Origin of the sequence: Streptomyces sp. NPDC056061, from assembly GCF_042266885.1 — a bacterium.
Taxonomy (GTDB): Bacteria; Actinomycetota; Actinomycetes; order Streptomycetales; family Streptomycetaceae; genus Streptomyces.
Map to the genome: position 1 here is coordinate 88,824 of NZ_JBHJWQ010000019.1, position 21,413 is coordinate 110,236.

Annotated in this window: 19 protein-coding genes; 17 read left to right on the forward strand and 2 right to left on the reverse strand. The window is 70.4% G+C overall.

The genetic code is table 11. The annotated features are described in order from the left end of the window. Positions 1 to 17 precede the first annotated feature (17 nt). From ACFC79_RS25045 to ACFC79_RS25065, 5 genes are read left to right on the forward strand one after another with little or no spacing between them, the layout of a single operon-like run. Positions 18 to 1,235: a cytochrome P450 gene (locus ACFC79_RS25045; protein WP_376243873.1), complete on the forward strand. Its 1,218-nt coding sequence runs from the start codon at positions 18 to 20 to the stop codon at positions 1,233 to 1,235. Next, positions 1,232 to 2,458 carry a cytochrome P450 gene (locus ACFC79_RS25050; protein WP_376243876.1) on the forward strand — a complete coding sequence of 409 codons (1,227 nt, stop codon included), beginning with the start codon at positions 1,232 to 1,234 and terminating at the stop codon, positions 2,456 to 2,458. The genes ACFC79_RS25045 and ACFC79_RS25050 overlap by 4 nt, the downstream gene beginning before the upstream one ends. Further along, positions 2,451 to 3,860, forward strand: coding sequence for an MFS transporter (locus tag ACFC79_RS25055; protein ID WP_376243879.1), 1,410 nt, complete (start codon positions 2,451 to 2,453; stop codon positions 3,858 to 3,860). Before ACFC79_RS25050 ends, ACFC79_RS25055 begins: the two co-directional genes overlap by 8 nt. After that, positions 3,847 to 4,680, forward strand: a complete 834-nt coding sequence (locus ACFC79_RS25060; RefSeq protein ID WP_376243882.1) for an SDR family NAD(P)-dependent oxidoreductase — start codon at positions 3,847 to 3,849, stop codon at positions 4,678 to 4,680. Before ACFC79_RS25055 ends, ACFC79_RS25060 begins: the two co-directional genes overlap by 14 nt. A gap of 8 nt (positions 4,681 to 4,688) precedes the next feature. Next, the gene (locus ACFC79_RS25065) at positions 4,689 to 5,906 is read left to right on the forward strand and encodes a helix-turn-helix domain-containing protein (protein WP_376243884.1); all 1,218 of its coding nucleotides are present in this window, start codon (positions 4,689 to 4,691) and stop codon (positions 5,904 to 5,906) included. Here ACFC79_RS25065 and ACFC79_RS25070 read toward each other — a convergent pair. Further along, positions 5,854 to 6,543 (reverse strand): TetR/AcrR family transcriptional regulator, encoded by a 690-nt coding sequence (locus tag ACFC79_RS25070; RefSeq protein WP_376243887.1) that lies wholly within the window; start codon positions 6,541 to 6,543, stop codon positions 5,854 to 5,856. The genes ACFC79_RS25065 and ACFC79_RS25070 overlap by 53 nt on opposite strands. A gap of 169 nt (positions 6,544 to 6,712) precedes the next feature. Here ACFC79_RS25070 and ACFC79_RS25075 point away from each other — a divergent pair, with 169 nt between their 5' ends. The 10 genes from ACFC79_RS25075 to ACFC79_RS25120 all read left to right on the forward strand — a co-directional run bounded on the left by ACFC79_RS25075 (position 6,713) and on the right by ACFC79_RS25120 (position 17,213). Further along, the gene (locus ACFC79_RS25075) at positions 6,713 to 7,696 is read left to right on the forward strand and encodes an aldo/keto reductase (protein WP_376244011.1); all 984 of its coding nucleotides are present in this window, start codon (positions 6,713 to 6,715) and stop codon (positions 7,694 to 7,696) included. Positions 7,697 to 7,729: 33 nt separating this feature from the next. Further along, on the forward strand, positions 7,730 to 8,671 hold the full coding sequence (locus ACFC79_RS25080) for a superoxide dismutase (RefSeq protein WP_376243889.1): 942 nt from the start codon (positions 7,730 to 7,732) through the stop codon (positions 8,669 to 8,671). Positions 8,672 to 8,919: 248 nt separating this feature from the next. Next, a complete protein-coding gene (gene ispH, locus ACFC79_RS25085; RefSeq protein ID WP_376243891.1) occupies positions 8,920 to 10,191 on the forward strand; it encodes a 4-hydroxy-3-methylbut-2-enyl diphosphate reductase in 1,272 nt (423 codons plus the stop codon). Further along, on the forward strand, positions 10,188 to 12,023 hold the full coding sequence (locus ACFC79_RS25090; protein ID WP_376243893.1) for a 1-deoxy-D-xylulose-5-phosphate synthase: 1,836 nt from the start codon (positions 10,188 to 10,190) through the stop codon (positions 12,021 to 12,023). Before ispH ends, ACFC79_RS25090 begins: the two co-directional genes overlap by 4 nt. Beyond that, entirely contained in the window at positions 12,020 to 13,168 is a 1,149-nt protein-coding gene (gene ispG / locus ACFC79_RS25095; RefSeq protein ID WP_376243896.1) for a flavodoxin-dependent (E)-4-hydroxy-3-methylbut-2-enyl-diphosphate synthase, read from the forward strand. The genes ACFC79_RS25090 and ispG overlap by 4 nt, the downstream gene beginning before the upstream one ends. Continuing rightward, positions 13,165 to 14,238: a polyprenyl synthetase family protein gene (locus ACFC79_RS25100; protein WP_376243899.1), complete on the forward strand. Its 1,074-nt coding sequence runs from the start codon at positions 13,165 to 13,167 to the stop codon at positions 14,236 to 14,238. The genes ispG and ACFC79_RS25100 overlap by 4 nt, the downstream gene beginning before the upstream one ends. After that, entirely contained in the window at positions 14,235 to 15,185 is a 951-nt protein-coding gene (locus ACFC79_RS25105) for a UbiA family prenyltransferase (protein ID WP_376243902.1), read from the forward strand. The genes ACFC79_RS25100 and ACFC79_RS25105 overlap by 4 nt, the downstream gene beginning before the upstream one ends. 236 nt (positions 15,186 to 15,421) lie before the next feature. After that, positions 15,422 to 15,610 carry a hypothetical protein gene (locus ACFC79_RS25110; protein ID WP_376243904.1) on the forward strand — a complete coding sequence of 63 codons (189 nt, stop codon included), beginning with the start codon at positions 15,422 to 15,424 and terminating at the stop codon, positions 15,608 to 15,610. Next, positions 15,607 to 16,260, forward strand: coding sequence for a cytochrome b N-terminal domain-containing protein (locus ACFC79_RS25115; RefSeq protein WP_376243906.1), 654 nt, complete (start codon positions 15,607 to 15,609; stop codon positions 16,258 to 16,260). Before ACFC79_RS25110 ends, ACFC79_RS25115 begins: the two co-directional genes overlap by 4 nt. Further along, entirely contained in the window at positions 16,257 to 17,213 is a 957-nt protein-coding gene (locus ACFC79_RS25120; protein ID WP_376243908.1) for a hypothetical protein, read from the forward strand. Before ACFC79_RS25115 ends, ACFC79_RS25120 begins: the two co-directional genes overlap by 4 nt. Before the next feature lie 261 nt (positions 17,214 to 17,474). Here ACFC79_RS25120 and ACFC79_RS25125 read toward each other — a convergent pair whose 3' ends face one another. After that, positions 17,475 to 18,596 carry a YbhN family protein gene (locus ACFC79_RS25125; protein ID WP_376243911.1) on the reverse strand — a complete coding sequence of 374 codons (1,122 nt, stop codon included), beginning with the start codon at positions 18,594 to 18,596 and terminating at the stop codon, positions 17,475 to 17,477. A 704-nt stretch (positions 18,597 to 19,300) separates the two neighbouring features. Here ACFC79_RS25125 and ACFC79_RS25130 point away from each other — a divergent pair. Continuing rightward, a complete protein-coding gene (locus ACFC79_RS25130; protein WP_376243913.1) occupies positions 19,301 to 19,765 on the forward strand; it encodes a universal stress protein in 465 nt (154 codons plus the stop codon). 276 nt (positions 19,766 to 20,041) lie between these two features. Next, positions 20,042 to 21,184 carry a site-2 protease family protein gene (locus tag ACFC79_RS25135; RefSeq protein ID WP_376243916.1) on the forward strand — a complete coding sequence of 381 codons (1,143 nt, stop codon included), beginning with the start codon at positions 20,042 to 20,044 and terminating at the stop codon, positions 21,182 to 21,184. Positions 21,185 to 21,413 lie beyond the last annotated feature (229 nt).

Sequence of the window (21,413 nt, forward strand, 5' to 3'; positions counted from 1 at the left end):
CATTGTCCGGAGTGGAAATGACGACCGAGACCCAGACCATCGAAGTGGATTTCGACCCCTGGAGTCCCCGCCTGGCCGGAGAGGACCACGAGTTCTGGGCAGTGATGGACGAACTGCGCGACCGCGGCCCCGTGCTCCACAGCAGCGCCCACGGCGGATTCTGGATCATCACGAGCCATGAGGAGGTGCTCGCCGCCAACAAGGACTGGGAGACCTTCTCCTCGGCCCAAGGTGTATCCCTGCCGCACAACCCGGATGCACCGCTGCTGGCCCCCATCGAGGTCGACCCTCCCGAGCACCGGGACTGGCGGCGACTGCTCAACCCGCTCATGTCCCCGGCCGCGGTGGCCCGGTACGAGCCGGCGATGCGAGGCATCGCGTCGGACCTGATGGACGAATTCGTGGCGACCGGCCACTGCGACCTCGCCGTCGACTTCGCCTGGAAGTTCGTTCCGGCGGCCCTCTTCCAGCTGCTGCTCGGGGTCGCCCCGGAGGAAGTGCCGTACACCCGGGAACTCGCGCACCGCATCGTCTCGCACGGCACCACGCAGGAGGAGCAGAACCAGGCGTTCGCCGACCTGAGCGCGTGGTCGCTGCGCCATCTCGACGAGCGGGAGAACCAGCCCCGGCGCGGCGACGTGGTCGACGCGCTGCTGCACGGGGACATGCGCGGCCGCCGGCTCACCCGGCAGGAGATGGTCCGCGCGATGATCCTGCTCATCGTCGCGGGAATGGACACCACGTCCAACAGCATCGGCGACCTGGCGCTGCACCTGATCAACGATCCCGCCCTGTCCGACCTGTTCCATGACAACGAGCACTCGGTGGAGCAGATCGTCGAGGAGATGCTCCGCCACGGATCGGTCTCCTTCGGCCTGTCCCGCGTCACCACCCGCGAGACGGAGGTCCGCGGGCACCGCATTCCGAAGGGCGAGCGCGTGTTCCTGCTGTGGGCCGGAGCCAACCGCGATCGCCGGGTCTTCGCCGACCCGGAGACCTTCGACCCGTCGCGCACGCCCAACCCCCACCTGGCGTTCGGCGCCGGACCGCACCGCTGCATGGGTGCCCATTTCGCGCGCCTCATGCTGAAGGTCGCGGCGACCGAGATCGACGAGAGGATGCCCGGACTCGCACTGCGGCCGGGCGCGCGGATCGACCAGCCCCCGGGCCTCGTCCGCAGCACCCGGTCGCTCCCCGTCGTGTTCGAGCCGACCCCCGTGCGGAGGGCGCGGTGAAGCCGTCGGCACAAGCCCCGGCGCGGCCGCCCATCGCACCCGACGATCCCGACTTCTACCGCGCACCGGCACGTGCCTTCGGGTGGCTGCAGGAGCACAGCCCCGTCCACCTCTGGGAGTCGGCCAAGGGCAGGCCGATGTACCTCGTCTCGCGTTGGGCCGACGTGCGCCGCGTCTCGGCGTCCCCCGCACAGTTCAGCAGCGCCCGAGGGCACATGATCGACCTTCCGCCCGAGGGCCGGGGCGGTTGTCCCGCCGACAGCAGGCAGAACACGCCCCTGCTGCACAACATCGACCCGCCGGAACACGACAAACACCGCAAGCTGGTCAGCCGCGGTCTCACCGCGCGCAGGGTGGGCGGACTGGAACCGGCAGTACGCGCCATGGTCACGCGGGTGCTCGACGAGGTGCCCGTCGGCGAGGAGATCGACGTCGTGAGCGCTTTCGCGGCCGCGATACCCCTGCGGGTGATCGCCGAACTGCTGGGTGTCCCGACATCCGACCTGCCGTTGCTCCGCGGCTGGTCGGACGAGCTCGCCGCCACCTCGGACGCCGAGGGCGCGCGCCCCCGGCAAGCGGTCCTCTCCGAGTTCTTCGACTATCTGGAGGTCCTGATCGGGGAGCGGCGCCGCTGCCCCCGGGACGACCTGATCACCTCGCTGGCGTCCGCCGAGGTCGACGGCGCGAGACTCTCGCACCCGGAACTCCTCATGCACATATGGACGGCACTCGTGGCGGGCAACGAGACCGCGCGCAACGCCATCTCCGGCGGCATCGAGGCGTTCGCCGAACACCCCGGCGAGTACCGGCGACTCACCACCGAACCGGGAATCGCGGAGAAGGCCGCGGAGGAGGTGCTCCGCTGGACCACGCCCGCGCGGTACGGCGGCCGTACCGTGGTCCGTCCGGTGACCCTGGCCGGACGCCGACTGGAGCCCGACGACTACGTGCTGATGCTCTACTGCGCGGGCAACCGCGACGGCGAGGTGTTCCCCGACCCCTACCGTTTCGACATCGGACGCGACAGCAGCCGACTGCACCTGTCCTTCGGCCACGCCACGCACTTCTGCGTCGGATCCCAGCTCGCCCGGCTCGAACTGCGCATCCTCCTGGAGGAGTTCGCCGCCCGCTACCGCGGCGTCTCGGCAGCCGGACCGGTGGAGCGCACCCACAGCCCCATGCTCAACGGCTACGACCGTGTGCCGGTCGTCCTCGATGCCTAGCCCGGTGGCGGCCCGGCGGTCCGGCGAACGCCTGCCCCGGCCGCTGATGACCGTGGCCTGCACGACGCAGTTCGTCGTGGTGCTGGACGTCTCCGTCGTCCACGTGGCGCTGCCCTCCGTCCGCCACGACCTCGGATTCGCCTCCGGCGGGCTGCAATGGGTCGTCACCGCGTACATGCTGGCGTTCGGCGGGTCGCTGCTGCTGGGCGGCCGACTCGCGGACCTGATCGGCGGGCGACGCGCGCTGCTGTACGGGATGAGCGCGTTCGCCGCCGCGAGCCTCGTCGCGGGCCTCGCGTGGGCCCCCGGTGTGCTGATTGCCGCGCGCGCCGTTCAGGGCGTCGGGGCCGCGGTCCTCTCGCCCGTGTCGCTGACGCTGCTCACCGGTGAGTTCCACGATCCGCGACTCAGGGCGCGGGCACTGGCGGCCTGGGGAGGTGTGGCCGCGGCGGCGGGCGCCGCAGGTGTCTTCGTCGGCGGGCTGGTCACGCAGTACCTGAACTGGCGCTGGACGATGCTCATCAATGTGCCGATCGCGCTGGGTGTGCTCCTGCTCGCCCGGGTCGCGGTCGTGAGCCGGGCACGCGGCACGGCGTGGCGCACCCCGGACGTCGTGGGCGCCCTGGCCGTGACCGGGGGGCTGGTCGCCTGCGTCTACGGGGTCGAGCCGGGACGCGGACTGGTGCTCGGCGCGGGGCTCGTGCTGCTCGTCGTCTTCGTCGGATGGGAGGCGGCCGGAGCCCGTGAGCCGCTGCTGCCGCCATCCGTGTTCCGCAACAGGTCCGTGTCCGTCGCGAACGCGGGGATGTTCCTGACCGCGGCGGCCACGTTCTCGATGTGGTACTACCTCTCGCTCCATCTCCAATACCGGCGGGGATTCGGCCCGTTGGAGACCGGACTCGCCTTCCTCCCCCAGTACCTGGCCATCGTGGCCGGCGCGCAGCTGGCCGCCCGCCTGCTGCCGGTCCACGGCGCCAGGCGCCTGCTGGTGGCGGGCGCGCTGCTCCAGGCGGCGGGGTTCGCCCGGCTGTCGGCAGCAGGTCCGCACAGCCCGTTCCTCACGCACGTCCTGCTGCCCGGTCTTCTCGTCACCGCGGCCCTCGGACTGGCGAGCACCCCGCTGACCATGGCGGCGACCAGCGGGGTGGCGGCGGACCGGGCCGGCACGGCGTCCGGGCTCGTGAACACCTCCCGCCACCTCGGCGGCGCCATGGGGGTCGCGGCGCTGGCAGCCGTCGCGGGGCAGCAGCCCGGGGGAGTGGACCGGATCTTCCGCGTCGACGCCCTCCTGCTCGCCGCCGTCGCCGCGCTCGCACTGTTCCTGCCCAAGGCGTCCGGACCGCCGAGCCCCGCTTCCGGGGCGGACCGGACCGAGAGAAAGGATCCCAGTGAACCAGCCTGATCCCCTCGAACGATTCCGGCTGACCGGACGTACCGCCCTGATCACCGGGGCGGGCCGGAACATCGGTGCCGCCATCGCCCTGGGCTACGCCGGGGCGGGCGCCGACGTCCTGCTCGTCGACCGCGACAAGGAAGCCGTGGAGGAGGTCGCCGGGGCCGTCCGGGCCTCGACGGGGCGTACGGCGGTCACCCTCCACTGCGACGTCGGCGCCGCGGACATCGTCGACCACGTTGCCGAAACGGCGCGGGCGCACTTCGACAGGGTGGACATCCTGGTCAACTGCGCACTGGCCTTCGGGGCCACGGGGACGCACAGCGCCGATGTCTCACCGGCACAGTGGCAGGACGCGCTCGACATCAACGTGCTGGCCCCGGCGAGGCTCTCGGCCCTGTTCGTCGACGCCCTGGTGAAGGGCGGTCCCGGCACCATCATCAACCTCCTCTCCGGAGCCGGATTCGCTCCGGTACCGCTCGCCGCGCCGTACAGCGTGTCGAAGGCGGCGCTGTGGATGCTCACCCGGTGCTTCGCGAAGGACTGCGCCCCGCGCATCAGGGTCAACGGCCTGTGCCCCGGCACGGTGACACCCGACGGCGTGGCGCGCACGGAGGAGTTGCGCAGGGCGACCCCCATGGGCCGCGGCGGGCGCGCCGACGAGGTCGTCGGCGCGGCGATCTACCTGGCGTCGGAGGCGTCGAGCTACTCGACCGGGGACATCGTCTTCGTGAACGGGGGGTTCACCCACCTCACCGGATACAGCGACGAGATCATCGGCTCCGACCCCGTGGGCCGTCCGCGTGCCGGGGGGCGTTCGGCGGGATGACGGCAGTCGTGCAAGAGACGATCGGGGAACGGATCGAACTGCTCAGGCGCCGACGGGGACTCTCCCGGCAGACCCTCGCCTCATTGGTCGGGCACAGCTCCGAATGGCTGCGGCAGGTGGAGCGCAAGGGGCGGCAGGTGGACCGGCTGTCGACGTTGCTGCGCCTCGCCGAGGTCCTCCAGGTGAAGGATGTCGGGGCGTTCATGGGAGCGGCCGTGCCGGGCCGGAGCATGGACGAGTTCACCGTCGGTGCGGCACCGGACATACGGGCCGCACTCCTCGGCCACCGCGCTGCCGCCCGCGGCGGCGACCGGGGGCCGCGCGACGTCGAGCGGCTGCGCTCGGAGGTGACGGAGGCGTGGAGGTCCTGGCGGCACTCCGCGCGTCGCTGGTCCGTCGTGCGTACCTGCCTGCCGGGACTGCTGGAGCGGGTGTGCCCGCCGCACGCCGACCGCGCCGACCCGGAAGTTCTCCGGCTGAGCGCGGAGACACATCGGCTGGCAGCCACCTATCTGCACGGTTCCGGGGACCTGTCGCTGGCGTTGCTGGCGACCGACCGGGCGCTCGCCGAGGCCAGGCTGGCCTCGGCACCCCTGACCGAGGCCGCGTGTCTGCGGGGCTTCGGCGACGTCCTGCTGCGCCTCGATGCCCCGTCGGAGGCGCGTGCCATGTGCGTCGCGGCCGCCGACGCCCTGGAACCGTGCGACGGCTGCCCCGGGTGCCCGACCGCGGCGGCGCGTGCGTGGCTGTACCTCACCGCGGCCGAGGCCGCCGCTTTCGCACAGGACCACCACGGCGCCGAGCGCTTGCTCGACAGAGCGGCCCTGCTGGTCCAGGACGTGCCGGACCGCGTGCCGGCAGCGGATCCCGTGCGGGCGACGGCGGCGCCCGCACGGCCGGTGGACGTGGCGGTCCACCGGGTCCGGGTCGAGGTCGTGCTCGGCCGTTCCGGCAAGGCGCTGCGGCTGGCCGAACACGTGGACAGCGTGGAGGAGTTGGACCGCGAGGGGCAGGCACGCTTCTACCTCACCCTGGCCCGGGCCCACCTGCACCGGCGCAACCAGCCGGGGGCGGTGCTCGCACTGATGCAGGCGGACCGGGCCTCGCCCGAGGAGGCCCGGTTCAACGTCTACGCGCGCCACCTTCTCAAGCAGGCGATCGGCCAGGACAGCATCACCGTTCGCCACGACCTGTACCGACTGGCCGAGCGGGCGGGACTGTTGTGACGCCGTCCGAGCAGCCGTGCCGCAGGCCGTCGCAGACGACGCTCAGCACGCGCTGCGGCACGGCCGCGCCGCCGTCGTTGCGGTTGCGGGCGAGGATCAGCCCGGTGATCAGGGCCATGAGGTCGGCGACGCTGATGTCGTCGCGGACGGCGCCCGCCTGCTGTGCGTTGAAGAGCAGCTTGCCGATGCCCCGCCGCAGACGGCGCCTCGCCCGCGGCACCGCGGCCGAGGCGTCGATGTCCTCCCCGGCGAGGGCGTCCACCATGTCCCTGCGCACGCTGCCCTCCTCGATGGTCAGGGCGAGGAACTCGAACAGGGCGCCGGCCGGGTCGTCCGATTCCGCCAACTTCTCCGCATGGTCCACCAGTTGTTCCAGCCGACCGAGGACGATCGTCTCGAACAGCGCCTCCTTGCTGGCGAAGTGGCGATAGATGGTGCCGGAACCCACCCCCGCGCGCCGGGCGATCTCGTCAAGGGGCACGCCGAGGCCCTCCGAGGCGAAGGCGTCCTGGGCGGCCTTCAGCACCCGGGCCCGGTTGCGCCGGGCGTCCGAGCGCAGGGCCGGACCGAAACGGAGCGATGGTTCGGCTTCCTGCTTCGGGTGGTGTGGATCTTGGGCGTCTATGTCCCTGTTCATGCGGGGTCTCCATGAGGATTCTCGTTGACAAGCGGGGAGTTGGTTCCGTAAGTTCGGCCCGGATCGGATGTCCGGATTCTAGGATGCGAAGACGGAAAACGGATCCGAGGGGTTGGAATAACAACCACGGGAACCTATGGGAAGGGCCCTGGATTTGAAATCGTTAGTGATTCCGCGGCGTCGGCCGGGGAACATCGGCCCGGAAGTCTCCGCTCTGGGACTGGGCTGCATGGGAATGAGCCAGACCTACGGAGTCCCGGACGACGAGGAGTCGATCGCGACGATCCGGCGGGCGCTCGAACAGGGCTGCTTCTTCTTCGACACCGCGGAGTCGTACGGTCCCTTCGTCAATGAGGAACTGCTGGGTCGCGCGCTCCGAGGCCGCCGGGACGAGGCGGTCATCGCGACGAAGTTCGGGTGGGAGTTCGAAGGCACCCGCCGCGGAGGGCTGAACAGCAAGCCCGACCACATCCGCAAGGTGGTCGACGCATCCCTGGGCCGGCTGGGAACGGACCGGATCGACGTCCTCTACCAGCACCGCGTGGACCTCGAAGTGCCGATCGAGGAGGTGGCGGGAACGGTCGGCGAACTCATCCGGGAGGGGAAGGTGCTCCACTTCGGCCTGTCGGAGGCGGGCGCGGGAACGATCGCCCGTGCCCATGACGTCTGCCCGGTGGCGTTCCTCCAGACGGAGTACTCGCTGTGGGAGCGTCACATCGAGCAGGAGATCCTGCCGGCGGTCCGTGAACGGGGGATCGGCCTCGTGGCGTACGCGCCGCTCGGGCGCGGGTTCCTGACCGGCACGGCGCTGCCGGCGGAGGAGTATCCGGAATCCGACTACCGCCGCTACGACCCGCGGTTCCAGGGCGAGAACTTCACCGCCAACACCGCCGCCGCTTCGGTGGTCCGCGAGGTGGCGGCGAAACTCGGCGCGACGCCGGCCCAGATCGCCCTCGCATGGTTGCTGCACAGGGGCGAGGACATCGTGCCGATCCCCGGGACCAAGCGCAGGGTCACCCTGGAGGAGAACCTCGCGGCAGTGGACGTGGTGCTCGATGCCGAGGATCTGCGGCGTCTTGACGACGCGCTGCCGCCGGAGACGGTGGCGGGAACCCGCTATCCGGAAGCAGTCATGCATATGAACGGCCGCTGACGGCCGTCGAAGGAAACAAGAAACGGGGGAAACATGTTTCGCAGGTTGGTCATATCCATGGTGGCCGTGGCGACGGCCGCGCTGGGAGTCACCGGGCCGGCGCACGCGTCCGACCGGACGGCCGTCCCGGAGGCGCCCACGACGCTCCGGCTGCCGGACGGCTTTCGTCCGGACGGCATCGCCATCCGCTCGGACGAGCACCGGGCGTACTTCGGTTCGCTGAACGACGGCGCGATCTACCAGGTCGACCTGTCCACCGGCGAGGGCAGCACGCTCAGCACGGGAACGGGCGGGATGGCCACCGGGATGAAGGCCGGCGCAGGACACCTGCTGTACGTCGCGGGCGGGTCCATGGGGGACGGCCGGATCGTGGACAGCACGAACGGGACGGTGCTGGCCGACTACGAGCTGGCGGCCGACACCGGCTTCATCAACGATGTCCTCGTCACCCGGGACGCCGTCTGGTTCACGGACTCCTTCAACCCGGTGCTCTACGAGCTTCCGCTGCACGCGGACGGCTCGCTGCCGCTGCAGAGCGAACTGGTCACCCTGCCGCTCACCGGTGACCTGCAGTACGCGGACGGGTTCAACGTCAGCGGCATCGCGTCCACGCCCGACGGAAAGGGCCTGATCATCGCTCAGATCAGCACCGGGAAGCTCTTCGAGGTGAACCCGCTCAGCGGGGTGACCCGTACGGTGGACACCGGGGTCGAGGCCCTGACGAATCCCGATGGAATGCTCCTGGTCGACCACACCCTGTACGTGGCCGAGAACCGCAAGAACGAGGTCGCGTCGTTGCAGCTCGACGATCACGGGCTGCGCGCCGAGACCGTCCTGCGCACCACGGACGCGCGTTTCGACATTCCCACCCGCATCGCGGCGGACGGGGACCGGCTCTACCTCCCGAACGCGCGCACGACGACGACGCCCACCCCGACCACTCCCTACACCGCGGTGGCGATTCCGAAGCCGTGAGGCGGTACGCCGGTCCGGCCGACCGGACAGAACACCGGCGACAGCAGCGGTAGGCGCAACTCGTTCTCCGAGACGGCGCGGCACCCCGAATATCCTCGGGGTGCCGCGCCTTTTCCGTGCCGCACACCACCCAATTCCGCGACCGAAGGAAAGGGGCAAATGAATTTGCTGTTCCGGGGCCACCGGTCGGCTTTGCTGGACGCACAGCCCTTCGGTGGAAACGGGAAGGTTCTTCGGTGAACTCCTGCATGCGGACGGAAACTCTGGCCGTGCGATCCGGCGATCTGGCTCTCGCGCCCGACGACGTGGTGATCGCCGAGGGGATCGAGGGCGAGGACCCGTGCACCTTCCCGAGCCCCGGGAGCCGTCGGCTTCTGCACGGGGAGCTTCGGCGACGGGGATTCACCGTGCACAGCGGCACACTGCGCGCCGCAACGACCGGGAGCCCCGGTGACCCGGTGCTTCACCTCGCCCGATGCGCCCCGCCGGGTGCGAGGAAGCAGATCCTCGGCGTGGCCACCGCCCCGGGCGACGAGCGGGCGAGGGCCGCGGTGCGGGAGGTGTTCCGGGAACTGGGGGCCGCGTTCCGCACCCGGACGGTGCTGCTCGCCTCCCCCAGGTCGTTCTGCGCGGGCGTCGACCGTGCGATCGAGATCGTGGAGCGGGTCCTGACCGACCGCGGCAGCCCGGTATACGTCCGCAAACAGATCGTGCACAACATCCACGTCGTACGGAATCTGGAGCGCCGGGGAGCCGTGTTCGTCGACGACCTCGACGAGGTGCCCGTCGGCGCGACCGTCGTGTTCTCCGCGCACGGTGTCTCCCCGGCGGTGCGCAGGCGCGCGGCCGAACGCGACCTCGACGTCATCGACGCGACGTGCCCCCTGGTCACGAAGGTGCACGCGGAGGCACGCCGGTTCGCACAACACGGGGACACCGTGGTCTTCATCGGGCACGCGGGACACGAGGAGACGGAAGGGACCCTCGGGGAGGCGCCCGACCACATGGTCCTGGTGGAGAGCGTGGCCGACGTGGCGGCCCTGCGCGTGCCCGACCCGGAGCGGATCTCCTACCTGACCCAGACGACGCTGGCCGTCGACGAGACGGCCGGGATCGTGGCAGCACTGGCCGAACGCTTCCCCGCGTTGCGTGCTCCCCGCTCGGAGGACATCTGCTACGCGACGACCAACCGGCAGGAGGCCCTGCGCGCGGTCGCGGACGACGCCGATCTGGTGCTCGTGGTGGGATCGGTCAACTCGTCCAACTCCCAACGCCTCGTCGAACTGAGCAACCGTCGGGGAACCGCGGCCCGACTGATCGACGACGCCTCGGACATCCGCCCCGCCGACCTTCGCGACGCCGCGGTCGTGGGACTCACCGCGGGAGCGTCGGCACCGCCCGAACTGGTGGAGGAAGTGGTCGACGTGCTCGCCGGCCTCGGAGCAGCGACGGTGAAGGAGCGAGAAGTGACCCAGGAGAACGTGCACTTCGCACTGCCCAGGGGGGTGTGTGCCCGATGAGCGTGGAGACCGCGGAACGGCGTACCACCGCCTTGCTGGACACCATCGACTCCCCGCGAGACCTGCGTGCGCTGCCCGCCGACCGGCTGGCGGAACTGGCCGCGGAGATAAGGACCTTCCTCGTCGACACCGTGACCACCACGGGCGGCCACCTCGGCCCGAATCTCGGAGTGGTGGAACTGACCCTCGCCCTGCACCGGGTCTTCGAATCGCCCCGGGACGTCGTGCTCTTCGACACCGGCCACCAGACGTACACCCACAAGCTGCTCACCGGGCGCAGGGCGGCCTTCGACGGGCTGCGCCGGCGGAACGGGCTCTCCGGCTACCCGTCCCGGCGGGAGTCCGTCCACGACGTCATCGAGAACTCCCACGCCTCCACCGCACTGTCGTACGCCGACGGAATCGCCAAGGCGCACGCGCTGGCGGGCACGCCGGAGCGCCGGGTCGTCGCGGTCGTCGGGGACGGCTCGCTCACCGGCGGAATGTCCTGGGAGGCGCTGAACAACATCGGAGCCGCCCCCGAGCGCCCGGTGACGGTCGTGCTCAACGACAACGGCCGGTCCTACGACCCGACCGTCGGCCTCTTCGGCCGCCCGCCCGCCGGCGGATCCGGCCGCGTCGACGGCGAGCCGGACGCCCCCGCCGTCGCCGCCCTCTTCGAATCCATCGGACTCGACTACGTCGGCCCGGTGGACGGGCACGACATCGAGGCGGTCGAGGCAGCCCTCCGCAAGGCCGACACGGCCCCCCGGCCGACGGTCGTGCACTGCCGCACGGTCAAGGGAAAGGGCTACCCGCCCGCCGAGACGGACGAGGCCGACTGCCTGCACGCCGTCGGCGTGGTCGACCGCGAGACGGGAAGGCCGCACTACCGCACCGCACCCACCTGGACCACCGTCTTCGGCGAGGAGATGAAGGCGGTCGGCGCGGAGCGCGAGGACATCGTGTGCCTCACCGCCGCCATGCTGCGCCCCACCGGCCTGCTGCCGTTCTCCGAGGCGCATCCGGACCGGGTGTTCGACGTGGGCCTGGCCGAGCAGCACGCGGTCACCAGCGCCGCCGGGCTCGCGACCGCGGGCATGCACCCGGTGGTGGCCGTCTACGCGACGTTCCTCAACCGCGCCTTCGACCAGGTGCTGATGGACGTCGCACTGCACCGCCTCCCGGTCACCTTCGTCCTCGACCGGGCCGGCGTCACCGGCCCGGACGGAGCCAGTCACCACGGCCTGTGGGACTCCTCGCTCCTCTCCCTCGTGCCGGGACTGCGGCTGGCCTCGCCCCGCGACCCCGCACGCCTGCGCGAGCTGCTGCGCGAGGCGGTGGCGGTCTCGGACGGACCGACGGCCATCCGCTTCCCCAAGGCGTCGGCGGGACAGGACATCCCGGCCGTCGAACGGATCGGCACGATCGACGTGCTGCACCGCGGGGAGCGACCGGACGCCCTCGTCGTCGCCGCCGGGCCACTGGCCGCCGACGCGTTGGAAGCGGCCCGCGCACTGGACGAACACGGCATCGGGGCGACGGTCGTCGACCCGCGCTGGGTGGCACCGCTGGACCCGTCCCTCGTCCGGATGGCACTGGACCACCGGCTGGTCGTCACCGTGGAGGACAACATCGAGGTCGCCGGCCTCGGCAGCAGGGTCGCCCACGCGCTGTCCGACATCCCCGGCGCCCCGCGCAACTGCACGCTCGCGCTTCCCGCCCAGTTCGTCGCGCACGACTCCCGCGGCTCCATCCTGCGCAGGCAGGGCCTGGACGGGAGGGCCATCGCCACCGCGGTGCTCAACCGCCTGGGCGGCCACGCCATCCTCGACGAGGGGACGAACCCATGACCGCAGTCGCACTCCCGATTCCCTCCGTGACGTCCCGCCCGCGCACGCGGCGCGCGACCCGCCAGATCCTGGTCGGCCGCGACGGCCGGGCCGTACCGGTCGGCGGCGGCGCGCCCGTGTCCATCCAGTCCATGACCACCACGCTCACCGCCGACGTCAACGCGACACTTCAGCAGATCGCCGAACTCGCCGCGAGCGGCTGCCAGATCGTACGGGTGGCCGTCCCCAGCCAGGACGACGCCGACGCGCTCCCCGCCATCGCCGCGAAGTCGCCCGTCCCGGTGATCGCGGACATCCACTTCCAGCCGAAGTACGTCTTCGCCGCGATCGACGCGGGCTGCGCCGCGGTCCGGGTGAACCCGGGCAACATCCGCCGGTTCGACGACCGGGTGCAGGAGATCGCGCGCGCCGCCTCCGACGCCGCCGTACCGATCAGGATCGGCGTGAACGCGGGCTCCCTCGACGACAGGCTGCTGCGGAAGTACGGCAAGGCCACTCCCGAGGCACTCGTCGAGTCCGCCCTGTGGGAGTGCTCCCTCTTCGAGGAACACGGCTTTCGCGACATCAAGATCTCCGTCAAGCACCACGACCCGGTCGTCATGATCAACGCCTACCGGTTGCTCTCGGAGAAGTGCGACTACCCCCTGCACCTGGGCGTGACCGAGGCCGGGCCGGCCTTCCAGGGAACCATCAAGTCGGCGGTGGCCTTCGGCGCGCTCCTGGCGGAGGGCATCGGCGACACCGTGCGCGTCTCGCTGTCCGCACCACCGGTCGAGGAGGTCAAGGTCGCCACGGCGATCCTCCGGTCACTGGGACTGCGGGAACGTCGGCTCGAAATCGTCTCCTGCCCCTCCTGCGGCCGGGCGCAGGTGGATGTCTACCGTCTCGCCGACCAGGTGAGCGCGGCGTTGGAGGGCTTCCCGTACCCGCTGAGGGTCGCGGTCATGGGCTGCGTCGTCAACGGACCCGGCGAGGCCCGCGAGGCGGACATCGGTGTCGCCTCGGGCAACGGGAAGGGCCAGATCTTCGTGCGCGGAGAAGTGATCAAGACGGTGCCGGAGTCCCGCATCGTGGAGACCCTGGTGGACGAGGCCATGAAGCTGGCCGAGGAACTGCAGCTGACCGCCGAGGAGAAGACATCATGACCACCGCCGTCGCGGACTCCCTCGACCTCGCTGCCGTCCGGCAGGCGGTCGACAGCACACTGACCCGATTCCTGTCCGCCAAGGCCGAGTCGACCGATTCGGCGGAGCTTCCCGAACTCATCGGCATCCTGAGCAGGTTCGTCACCGCCGGAGGGAAGCGGCTGCGCCCCCTGCTCTGCATGTGCGGCTGGTACGCGGCGGGCGGCGGCCCGGAGGCCGGGGTCGCGCTGCACGCCGCCGCCTCCCTCGAACTCTTCCACGCGTTCGCCCTCATCCACGACGACGTGATGGACGGGTCCGACACCCGCCGGGGCCATCCCACCGCGCATCGGGCCCTGGAGGCCGTGCGGGCGGGCGGCGACGGCGCGTCCACCGAGTGGTTCGGCGTGAGCGGCGCGATCCTCCTCGGCGATCTGGCCCTGGTGTGGTCGGACGAGCTCCTGACCGGCGCGACGATGTCGGCACGGCAGCACCGGGCGCTGCGCCCGGTCCTGGACGCGATGCGGAGCGAGGTGATGCTCGGCCAGTACCTCGACCTCCTCGCCACCGGCCGGGTGACCGGTGACCTTGAGGAGGCCATGGACGTCGTGCGGTACAAGACCGCCAAATACACCATCGAGCGACCGCTGCACGTGGGGGCGGTGCTGGCCGACGGGAGCGCGGCCGACCTGGAGGCGTGCAGCGCCTACGCCCTGCCGGTCGGTGAGGCATTCCAGCTCCGCGACGACCTGCTCGGTGTCTTCGGCGACCCGCGGGTGACCGGCAAGTCCGACCTCGACGATCTGCGTGAGGGCAAGCGGACCCCCCTCGTGGCACTTGCCGTCCAACGGGCCGACGAGAGCCAGCTGTCCGTGCTGAGGAGCCTGCTGGGCAGGCAGGACCTCGACGCGGAGGGCGCGGCCGCCGTCCGGCGGATACTGGAGGCGACCGGAGCCCGGCGGCGGGTCGAGGACATGATCGCCGACCGTCATGGACAGGCCCTGCACGCCCTGGACCGGGCCGGTTTCCCGCCCGCCGTCACGGCGGCCCTCCGGGAGATCGCGCGAGCGGCGACCAAGCGGTCGTCGTGAGCGCGCCCCCCGGCTCGGCGCGCCCGGCCTCCCGGCGCCCGCCGATGGCGGTGGCCGTCCGCGCCGTCGTCAACGAGGTGCAGGTGAGCGGCCGGTTCATCAGCAACGATGTGTGGACCACGGTGCTGCCGGCCACCGCGTTCGTCCTGGCGGCGGCGCGCCACAGCGGACACACCGGCGGCCGGATCGCCGTCGATTTCCTGTGCGGGGCGCTCTACTTCTGGCTCTACATCTACGGATTCACCCTCACCAACCAGCTGTACGGGGTGGAGGAGGACCGGGTCAACAAGCCCTTCCGGCCGCTGGTCACCGGTCGCTCCAGCTACCGCGGCGCACAACGCCGGGCCGTCGTGGTGCTGTTGCTCTTCCCCGCCGTCGCCTGGTGGCTCGGCGTGCTGTTCTGGGCCCTGGCGTGGGAGGCGACCTATCTGCTGACCAACGTGGCGCGTTGGGAGCGGCACTGGTTCCTGAAGAACCTCTCGATGGGTATCGGTGTGACGGTCCAGCTGGCCGCGGCCTGGACCATCGTCGCCCCGCTCACCCCCTCGGCCTGGCGCTGGGTCATCACATTGGCCGTGTCCATCTGGCTGCTGATCCCGCTTCAGGATCTGCGCGACGTGAAGGGCGACCTGGTCAACGACCGCAGGACGTTCCCCATCGCCCTCGGCGAGCGCTTCACCCGGGCCTATCTGGCCACCGGCTTCGCCTTGCTCCCGGTGGTGGTGCACCTGTTGCTGCTGGAGCCCTCCGCGTCGCCGTGGAAGTACCCGCTGGAAGCGGTGCTCGCTGCCATCAGCTGGCTCGTGGCCGTGCGGGTCGTGGGCCCCCGGAGCCCCCCGGGGCCCCCCCCCCCCCACCCCGGGGTTGCCCGCCGGCCCCCGGCACCCACAACGCCCGGGAGGCTCCTACACCGGGAGACCGCCCGAGAACCGGGGCTCTGTCGTTGATCCGGCGCCGTACGACGCAACTCTGCGATAGCCGCGCTCATACGGCCGCAGTTGCCTGTGTCTCTTCTCCGGTCGCGATGCGCGCAGCCGTACCGGCGCTGGATACACCGGGTTCCGGACCCGGGACATGGCCGCTCCCGTGCGATGCGCTGTTCGGCCTATAGCCCGGGTGGGCCGGAGTGCCGAAGGTCTTATAAGGCGCTCTACTTGATCTCAACTCTGAGGGGAGTCGTTTCATGACAGGACATCCGCACTCCGTGGAGCGCGGGCTTGCCGCGCCCATCGATCTCAACGGGACCGGGCAATATGTGCACTGGGGCGTGGTGCAGGTGTCTGTCGCCAACCTCGTGATCATCGGACTGATGCTGGTCGTCTTCGTGGTGGCCCTGCTTCTCCCCTTCCCCCGAGGGCGGGGCCGGCGGTGAGCGAGACAGGTGGGGCGGGAGGAGGCTGGACGGGAGCGGTCCGGCGGCGAGCCGTCCGTGTGCTGCCGCCCGACAAGCTGCTGCCCGATACCCAGCCTGCGTACATGGCCTCGTGGATCTACGTCTTCGGTGTGCTCACCATGGCCGCGTTGATCGTCGTCCTGGTCACCGGCGGGGTGCTGGCCCTGAAGGGGCCCGCGTGGTGGCACGTCTCGGATACCGGCAAGTACGTGAACAGCCTGCACCTGTGGAGCGTCGAGCTGTTCATGTTCTTCATGGTCAGCCACCTGTGGGGCAAGTTCTTCATGGCCGCCTGGCGTGGCAGGCGGGCGCTGACCTGGATCACCGGCACGGTGTGCTTCTTCGCCTCGATCGGCACCGCCTTCACCGGTTACCTGGTTCAGCAGAACTTCGACTCCCAGTGGATCGCCGGGCAGGCCAAGGACGGGCTCAACTCGGTCGGCATCGGCGCGTTCTTTAATGTGCTGGACTTCGGGCAGATGCTGATGTGGCACATCGTCCTGCTGCCATTCGTCCTCTGCGTACTGACGGTCTGGCACATTCTCCTGGTCAGGCTGCGCGGGATCGTCCCGCCCATCGATGTCACCACTCCCGCCGCGGACGGCACGGCTCAGGAGGCGACGCCTTGAGCCGACGCCCCCGCAGGTCCGCCGTACCGGACCCGGCCGCCTTCCCCACCAGGCCGTACGACCTGGTCAAGGAGTTCGCCGTCGCGTTGGTCGTGATCGCGCTGCTGACCGCGGTCCTGGCTGCGGTCTTCTCCTCGCCTGACGTCAAGCCGGTGACTCTGGCTTCCTGGGCACGGGCCGACGGCGCCGACTTCACAGCCACCGCCGTAACCGAACTCGGCGGCATCAGCGCGACGGCCCAGTACGGGCCGCCGTACAACCACACGCCGGGCGCGGCGCAGACGCTCGGGCCCCTCGGGCTGCAGAGCATGGCGGGGGTCCGTATCCCGGTGGACACCGCGAATGACTTCGTACTACGCCCGTTGCGCGATGCCCCGGAGCCGCCGGCCGTTACCGCGGCGCTTGCGGCCTGGGCCGCCGCCCCGCCCGCCCGACGCCACGCATGGACCGCGGCCTACTCCGACGCCCTGAGCAAGGCGGGCGGCTCAACCCCTGTGAAGGGCGACTACGGCCCGGTGCCCGTGCTCACGACACGCCTTCTCGAATTGGCCCGCGGCGGAGCCCTGGACGGCACACTCCAGGCGGAGGGCAAGTTCTACCAGACCGACTACACCCGTCCGCTGCTGTTCTTGTCCGACGGCTCCTACGTGGAGTCCTTGGCCCGTGCCGAGCATCTCGGCGGCGACCAGTGGGGGATGATGAACGAGACCGGGAACTACCCCGGTCAGGCCTGGCTGTGGCTGTACACCTTCTGGTATCAGATCGAGCCCTTTAAGTCCTCCGGCAACGCCGACGCCCTGATCTGGGGCGTGATGGCCCTGCTCAGCCTGGGTTTCATACTGGTGCCCTTCCTCCCCGGCGTGCGGTCCGTGCCGCGATGGACGCGGGTGCACCGCTTGATCTGGCGCACGTACTACCGCGAACAGGCTGCGGAACGGGACCGGCGGGAGTGATCCTTCCCGCCCATTCTGTGGTGACCGAGTGTGAGACAGGACCGTTCGTTTGACAGTCCCGCCCTGAAGGACTCCCGGCCGAGGGAGGGATCCGGCGAGGTAGCGCGGAGAGACGTATACGTCTCGGAACCGCATCCCGCACGCAGCACGACCGCAACCCTCCTCCCGGCGCCGCACAGGAACGACCACGGTGCTGAGTCACCACGGCCGGTGCTGATGATCTCAACGGATGCCCCCTCCCCGCAGCACGGTGACAGCCGGTCAGGTTTCTGGCTCGCGCGGAGGTGGCTCGTTCGGCTGGCGTGTGCCGCAGTCTGTCCGGTGCCCAGGACTCCGGGAGGGTCGATCGGTCTGGAAGGTCACGCCGATCCAGTTTGCCCAGCCGACCGGCTGCAGTGCCCAATAGCTGATGGCCCGGTACAGCAGCGCCCCAGCGATCGCTGGTCCGGGAAGCAGGCCATACAGCACCAGCAATGCGGACAGGCTCGCCTCGACCACCCCGATGCTGCCGGGCGTCAGCCGCAGGCTGCCGGGGATCTGTGTGAGCGCGTACGCGAGCAGGATCCCGCGCCAGGGCACGCCGATGCCCAGCGCCCACAGACAGGCTGCCAGGCAGGCAGCGTCGAAGACCCAGTTCATCAGGGCGTACGCTGCCGGTCTCAGCCACGGCCGGAAGCCGGGCTGCAGGCTTCTGGCCTGCTCCATCACGCGCACCAGCATCAGCTGGGCCTGCTGTACCCTCCTGGACCGTCCGCCCGTGCCGGACCAGGCCCACCGCACCGTTCCGCGGAAGCCCGCGAAGCGGGACAGGCTGAAGACCACCAGACCGATCACCAGCGCCAGCATCAGGACCCCGGTAACCGGACGCACCACGGCAGCGGCACCGGCCGCACCGACCGTGAACATCCCCAGCACTGTCAGGATCGCCAGGCCGAGCGCCGAGAGCACCCCGGCGACCACCAGCACGGTGGCCCCGAGGACTGGTTCCACGCCCCGACGGGTCAGCTGCCGGTACACCCATGCGGTAGCGAAGGCCGCACCGCTCGGCAGCGCGCCGGCCATGGCGTTGGCGGCCACCACGATCGCGGTCATCCGCCGCAAACTCCACCGCACCCCGCCCGCCAGCAGCAGGCGACGGGGCACAGCGGCGAAGCACACCACCGACAGCGCCTCGCACCCCACGGCAACCGCCAACTGCGGCACACGCACCCGAGAGATGATGTGGAACGCCTGGGCAAGCTCGTGCCGTCGCCAGACAGCCACCACGACCGCAGCCCCCACCACCAGGCCGGCACCGAGCCACCACACCGGGCCCGGCCGCACGAGACGGCCTGCCTCCCAGCCCTCTTGACCGGCGGCCGCGGATTCCGGCCGCTCAGACACCGGTTGTCACCGCCGAGCGGTAGCACCGCGTCAGGGCCGGACGGTGTCGAGGCGCCCGGAGAGGGACGCTGTCCACGGCACTCCTCCCACCAGAATTCACTGTCTGCGTCAGCACATCATCAGGGCATACCGGCACTGCGACAGGCGCGCTCCTCCCGATGGAGGGCCTGCGCTATATGGCGGTACCGCCAGGCCGTCGGCCCCGCCGACGATGACGACCCCGATCGGCACACTGGCCACGAATTCCAGATGGTGTCACCGCTGCTGACCCAAACCGATACGCATCGCAACGTAGCGATCGACGGCTGCATACACTTCCGCCACAGGGCGGTGCGGTGACCGGGGTTTTGCGCGCGGTGGACAGTCACCTTCCTCCACAACACCACCGACGGCGACTCAAACGTCTGCGCTCCGACCCAGAGGTCGCTTTTGCTCTTTATGGAATGGTTGGCGGTTTTTCCATGGGTGAGTGAGTGCCCCTCCAGAGCGCCGACTGGGGGCCAATAGGAGAACCGTCTGCGGCCACTTCGCCAAATAGCGAGGGAACTGCGTCTTCGAGCAGCCCACCGGGCTGCTGCGCCAGTGCGAGGGCCGCGGGGCACCACCGTCGGCATACGTCATCGATGCTCTGCTGAAGTGGCGGCCCGCGGCTCCCACGGGGATGGTGAGAAGGGGGATACCAAGTGCGACCAAACAGGTGCGTGATGAGTGACGAAGCGACATCAGTTCCGCGGATTGTGGTGGGTGTCGACGGCTCCCAATCGTCGAAGGCAGCCCTGCGGTGGGCGGTCGGCCAGGCGAAGCTGATGGGTGGCGTGGTCGACGCGACCATTGCCTGGGATTTCCCGACGGCCTGGTATGGCTTGGCCCCGCCCACAGACAAGGATCCGGCCGACTATCAGAAGCAGGCACGGGAGACCCTGGATGAGGCGATCAACGAGGCCCTCGGCCCGGGCCCGGGCCGGCCGGTCGACCTCCGTCCCATCGCGGCCCACGGGCACCCGGCTGCCGTCCTGCTCGCTGCCGCTGCAGGAGCATGCCTGCTGGTTGTAGGCAACCGGGGGCACGGCGGATTCAACGAGGCACTTCTGGGGTCCGTTGGTCAGCACTGCGTGCAGCACGCCCCGTGCCCCGTCGTCGTGGTCCGCGGCTCCGGCCATGGAACCTGAACAGCGCGGCGGTGTACGTCCCCCATGGGCCCTGAGGCGTACGAGTGACCAATGATGACGTGGTGCGCACACCGCGTATCACTCCCGATGAGCCGGCCGGATCGAGGCTCGTGCCCCGGAAGTCGTGCCCACAGGTGGCGGCGTCCCTCCCCGCCCACTTGGCATTGCCATGGGGATCGGGATCTGGCGCTCACATCGTTCCGACGGTACGAGGCGGGCGGTGGTCGGAGTGAGACGGCTGCGCGTCAGATGACGGTTTGAGCAGGGGAGAGAGCTGTGCGAGCGACATTCGTTCTGGGGCGGATCGCCGGGGTCCGGGTCGGCGTGCACTGGAGCGTCCTGCTCATCTTCGGCATCATCGCGTTCGGCCTGTCACAGGGCCGCCTTCCAGAGACGCATCCAGGGCGTTCCTGGGCGGTGTACTGGGCCGCCGGCCTGTGCACTGCCGTGGTCTTCTTCGCCTCTCTTCTCGCACATGAGCTGGCGCACGCCATCGTGGCCCGGCGCAACAGGGTCGAGGTGGACGACATCGTCCTGTGGCTACTGGGCGGAGTGGCCCGGCTCAAGGGCGAGGCGTCCAGCCCCGGCGCGGAGCTGAGGATCGCCGGCGTCGGCCCGCTCGTCAGCCTCCTTCTGGGCGGGCTGTTCACACTCGGGACCTGGCTGCTCCGCCTGGCATCCGTATCCGGGATCGTGGTGGAGATGGTGGCGTGGCTGGCAGGCATCAATGTGCTGCTCGCGGTCTTCAACGCGGTGCCCGCCGCACCTCTCGACGGGGGCAGGCTGCTGCGCGCGTTCCTGTGGTGGCGCACAGGAGACCGGCTGCGGGCGACAGCCGGCGCGACTGCGGCGGGGCGGGCTTTCGGATGGCTGCTCGTGGTGTTCGGGCTGATCGCGTTCATGAGGACCGGCGCATACGGCGGTCTTTGGCCAGCCCTGATCGGCTGGTTCCTCATCGCGGCTGCCACCGCCGAGGGGCGGCAGGCCCAGCTGCGCGGCGTGCTCGCCGGTGTCCCGGTGCGGGACGCCATGACGCCCGAACCTCTCACGGTTTCTGCCGACACCACGGTCGCCGGCTTTCTCGCCGGTCCGCGCTACCGCTACCGGCATTCGGCGTTCCCGGTGACCGACGACGGGGCACCGATCGGGCTGGTGACCCTCGACAGCGCCAGAAAGGTGCCACAGGCCGAGGCCCATGCCGTGACGGTGAGCGAGGTGATGGTGCCGCTGACGCAGACCATCGTCGTGGAGCCGGACGCACCGCTCGCGGATCTGCTGCCGCACATGGAACCGGGCGCCGAACACCGGGCCCTGGTCATGGATCACGGAAGGCTCGTCGGAATCGTCTCGCTCTCGGACGTCAGCCGCACGGTGACATGGCTGATGGGCGCCGCCCCCAGGCGGCGCGGCGCTCTCTGACCGTGGCCCGGAGCCGTCGGACAGGCCGCTTCGGGCAGACGTCCGCCCGGATCCGCACACCCACTGCCGGGGACCGGCGCGGGGAGTGAGGTTGCCGTCGGCGGCCATCAGTCGGAGGGTCGAACGCAGTTTCGCCTGGCTTTGTACGTGGGGGTCGACACCGGGTGTCGATGATGCCACAGCCTGGTGCCACCGATTTCTTCTGGAGGCGGAGGGTCCCTTTCCAGGT